The sequence below is a fragment of the Corynebacterium sp. S5S1 genome (assembly GCF_001913985.1).
Taxonomy (GTDB): Bacteria; Actinomycetota; Actinomycetes; order Mycobacteriales; family Mycobacteriaceae; genus Corynebacterium; species Corynebacterium marquesiae.
Window position 1 is genome coordinate 1 of sequence record NZ_MKXT01000094.1, and the last position, 452, is coordinate 452.

The window sequence follows — 452 nt, forward strand, 5'->3', positions numbered from 1 at the left end:
GCGGCACCAAACCAAGAAAAACCGGGGCGGCCTCCTGCAACCCAGCCCGCACGGATTCCCGCCGAGTGTGTGACGCAGGATTCCCCTTGCTGCTAGGTGAGTGAGGCATTTAGGCAACGCCCCACTTTTCCCGCAGCTTCGCGATGGCTTCTTCTTTGCCCAACGGGCCGTGCTCCAAGCGCAATTCCTTCAGGTACGCCCACGCCTTACCGACCTCTGGGCCTGGTTCCAGCCCCAAGATTTCCATGATTTCGTTGCCGTCTAGATCCGGGCGCACGCGAGCTAGGTCTTCTTTTTCCTGAATCTCGTCGATACGCTCCAGCAAATTGTCATAGGCGCGGCCCAACCGACGAGCCTTCTTCTGGTTCCGCGTGGTGCAATCCGCCCGCACCAACTTATGCAAGCGGGGCAGTAGTGCACCAGCATCAGTCACGTAACGACGCACCGCGGAA

Annotated in this window: 1 pseudogene; it reads right to left on the reverse strand. The window is 59.7% G+C overall.

The features are described from left to right. Positions 1–109: 109 nt before the first annotated feature. Positions 110–452: pseudogene (locus tag BKN05_RS12495) on the reverse strand (CCA tRNA nucleotidyltransferase); the annotation flags it as partial.